This window comes from Microcystis sp. LE19-41.2A (assembly GCF_027530405.1).
Classification (GTDB): domain Bacteria; phylum Cyanobacteriota; class Cyanobacteriia; order Cyanobacteriales; family Microcystaceae; genus Microcystis; species Microcystis aeruginosa.
Genome location: NZ_JAPZQJ010000313.1, coordinates 1 through 3095, shown reverse-complemented (window position 1 = coordinate 3095; position 3095 = coordinate 1). Strand labels below are relative to the sequence as shown.

5 protein-coding genes are annotated in these 3095 nt (G+C 36.0%); 2 read left to right on the top strand and 3 right to left on the bottom strand.

Annotated elements, in window-relative coordinates; genetic code table 11:
• Nucleotides 1–193: 193 nt before the first annotated feature.
• Nucleotides 194–415: a type II toxin-antitoxin system RelE/ParE family toxin gene (locus O9290_RS13155; RefSeq protein ID WP_230401062.1), complete on the bottom strand. Its 222-nt coding sequence runs from the start codon at nt 413–415 to the stop codon at nt 194–196.
• Nucleotides 416–494: 79 nt separating this feature from the next.
• Entirely contained in the window at nt 495–758 is a 264-nt protein-coding gene (locus O9290_RS13150; protein WP_002758001.1) for a ribbon-helix-helix domain-containing protein, read from the bottom strand.
• 539 nt (nt 759–1297) lie between these two features.
• On the opposite strand from O9290_RS13150, the gene O9290_RS13145 reads away from it, so the two are divergent.
• A complete protein-coding gene (locus O9290_RS13145; protein ID WP_002758002.1) occupies nt 1298–1618 on the top strand; it encodes a hypothetical protein in 321 nt (106 codons plus the stop codon).
• Nucleotides 1615–2079: a PIN domain-containing protein gene (locus O9290_RS13140; RefSeq protein ID WP_288087141.1), complete on the top strand. Its 465-nt coding sequence runs from the start codon at nt 1615–1617 to the stop codon at nt 2077–2079. The genes O9290_RS13145 and O9290_RS13140 overlap by 4 nt, the downstream gene beginning before the upstream one ends.
• 549 nt (nt 2080–2628) lie before the next feature.
• Here O9290_RS13140 and O9290_RS13135 read toward each other — a convergent pair.
• Entirely contained in the window at nt 2629–2784 is a 156-nt protein-coding gene (locus tag O9290_RS13135) for an anacyclamide/piricyclamide family prenylated cyclic peptide (RefSeq protein ID WP_002758006.1), read from the bottom strand.
• Between the last annotated feature and the right edge of the window lie 311 nt (nt 2785–3095).

Here is a 3095-nt window from a genome sequence, read left to right as displayed (position 1 = left end):
TTTTCTGAAAGTAAATAATCAATGAGTTTTTCAGGCTGAATAAAAGCATTTTCTCGATTAGTTAATGACAATTACTCTCAATCCTCAAAATATTTAGAGTTTCCAGATTAGCAGTCTTTACTTTTCTTGTCAATAGTTTTTTGGTAAATTTTTATTGAGTTTTTGTTAAGTTTAGCTTGATGCGATCACTTTCTTAATCAAGATCAAACATAGCATCTAAATCTCTATATCCACTAACTACTCTTGCGATTTTAATTCCGTTTTCAAGAGGAAAATAAAAGATTAGATAATCTTCTACAGGAAAACTTCGTAAACCCATAATCAATTCATTCCTGTTTTTTCCCACATTAGGAAAACTGGCTAAGATTTCAAATTTATCAAGAATCTTATCTAACAACTGATTGGGAGCTTGAATATTAGAATAAGCAATCCGATCATTGATAATTTCTAAATCTTCGTTTAGCCTTTGAAGATATTAAAATAACCGTCATAATTCAAGAGCCACTATCCTGAAGATTTGTGGCTTTTAATCTGTTAATAAATTCTCTACCATCAAAACTTTCTCCACGCCTTAACTCTTGCACACCAATCATGACTTCCTGTTTCAATTGCTCAAATCTTCCTCGATAAATTCTGTCTCTTTCTGCCAATAAACGCAATCCCTCTTGAATAACGGCTAAATCATCTTGATATTTTCCTGTTTTAATTTGTTGAGCAATCAAATTTTCTATTTCTGGTGTCAGTTGGATAGTGTTCATTGCTTCTCCATAATTACTTTTATATCATCCTAGCTGAGTATTATAGCGCAGACTTTTTAGCATCTTATAATTTTAACAGATTTTGGACAGACTGCGAGATAGACGGGTTCATCTCCCTGAACCTAAGTCTTCTAGCACTCGTGAGCCAAGGAAAAGGGAGACAACAGAAGCTCAAAAATCTGTACTCCCCCGCCCCCCGCTCAAGAAGCTTCCGAAAGCCCTGAATTTAACTAGGGTTGTACGTCAATTCATTGAGGCAAACCGTGCGCCCTGGCAAGAAGAAAAAGACTTTTGACCTGATTTGAGGTTCGTGCTAGAATCAGGGGGATTACTCTGCGTCGTCTCCCGCAAAAGGACGTTCCTCTCCAGAATTTAAGGTGAAATTTGACTTGACGGGGAGTTTAACCTGATGTTTAAGCACTTGTCAAGCTTTTTGTGATAATTTGTTACCAAATATTTCTTGGTGAGATTTTGTCTGAGTGAAGTAGTGATAGAATAGGTCATGCCAATAAAAGTCGTTGGCAAAAATCTTTATAACTATGAAAGCAATTCAATCTACTGGAAAGATCGATAAGGTAGGTCAATTATCTTTAGACCACCCAATTAAAGGGACTCCACCCAGTTCGGTAAGAGTTATCATTCTTTGGGAAGAAACAGAAACAGAGATTAATAACTTTTGGCAACAAATCAGTAAATATCAACAACATCCTTTAATGTCAGCAGAACAATTACAACAGGAGTTAAAACAATCTTTGACCGAAGCAGGTTATGATTCAAGAGAGAAAATTGTTGATCTTGTCCAAGATATTAAACGGGAAATATCTCAAGAACGTCAACAAAAACAAGATTCAATACAATGAAGAAAATTCCTGAATTAATTTTTTTAGACACTAATGTTTATTTAATCGGTGCAGTTGAGCTAGAAAGTCCTGAAGGTTTAATTCTACAATGGTTAGGTTGGGAAGCCCCAAACGATAATCCTGTGGGGGTAATAATTTCTGAAGAACTTATTAACCAAATTACCAGAGTTGCCAAACGTTTAAAAAATAAAGATTGGAGTGGAGAAATAATTGGAAGGATTTGGCAAAACTTAAAGTTTTGCTATGTCCAGATTGATGATTTTGAGTTAGCTGAAATGGAGGCTTTGGGAGTAATTCCTCGTGAAGATGTAGGAGTCTATTTAACGGCAAAAGTTGGTCAATCTCAATGTTTTATATCTGCTAATCATAAGTTAATTAAGATTTTGGTTCAACAAACAGGTGAATTTGAATGTTTAATGCCTTCTGAATTTGTAAATAAGTATCTAAATTCTTTAAAATAAAAAAATAAGGCTATTTTAATCCTCGTTTAACCGCTTTAGCTAACGCCATTGATTTTTTAAATTGTCTTTTTTCCTAAGTCTTAACAACATTAGGTTGGTCTTATTTTTTACCTAAAGTAACTCAATTGTCAAGGCTTTTTTTATTAAATTTTGTAACAATTTGGCAACAAAAAAGGCACAGGCAACAAAGACCAAATCGCTCTTAAAATAAGCGAATTACTGTTAGAAACATCAATCGGGGACTTATTGAAAACTCTAATTTTTGACCAAGAGAAGTCAAAGACAATCCCCGACTTTTTAAGTAGCATTGACTAAATCTTCTAGCACTCGTGAACCAAGGAAAAGGGAGACAACAGAAGAGCAAAAACCTGTACTCCCCCGCTCCCTCTCTCCCCTGCTCAAGAAGCTTCTCCGCCTCCACGATGCCCGGTATCCGAAAGCCCCGAATTAACAAGGATTGTGCGTCAATTCGTTGATGCGAACCGTGCGCTAAGGGAGACAGAAAAAGACTTTTGACACTTTTTGAGGTGAGTGTTAGAATTATGAGGACTACTCCGCGTCGTCGCCCGCAAAAGGAGCATTTCCTTTTGAACCTCTTCGGAGTAAATCTAGGGGGGCGATCGCATTGTCATTACGAGAGACGGTAGCGGTATTTTCCCGTTGAACAGGAGCGGCATTGCGGGGGGTCAGTTTTTTGGTTTTCATGGGGTAAATCCTCCATTATTGTTGAGTTCAGTCATACCACCTTTTTTCTGCTGAGTCAATAGTTTTATTCTGAGTTTTTATCTATCTTTGTTATAGTTTTTTATCTATGTTTAATGTCATTACAGTTTTTCTGTTTAAATTTCCCGAAGAAAAAAACCACCAGATGCAAATACTGGGGTAGTAAACTTTGCCCGACTTCATCACTTTCTATGTTCTAAAACTTTAGCAAAATCTCTTACTTCTCTTAATAAATTAGGGGGTAAAGCATTGATGATTTCTAAAACTTCGCCAATGATTAATTCTTGTTCTAG

What these genes read in the sequence shown, in the direction of transcription:
- O9290_RS13145 (WP_002758002.1), top strand. Translation starts at nt 1,298, where the DNA reads ATGAAAGCAATTCAATCTACTGGAAAGATCGATAAGGTAGGTCAATTA.
- O9290_RS13140 (WP_288087141.1), top strand. Translation starts at nt 1,615, where the DNA reads ATGAAGAAAATTCCTGAATTAATTTTTTTAGACACTAATGTTTATTTA.
- O9290_RS13150 (WP_002758001.1), bottom strand. Translation starts at nt 758, where the DNA reads ATGAACACTATCCAACTGACACCAGAAATAGAAAATTTGATTGCTCAA.
- O9290_RS13135 (WP_002758006.1), bottom strand. Translation starts at nt 2,784, where the DNA reads ATGAAAACCAAAAAACTGACCCCCCGCAATGCCGCTCCTGTTCAACGG.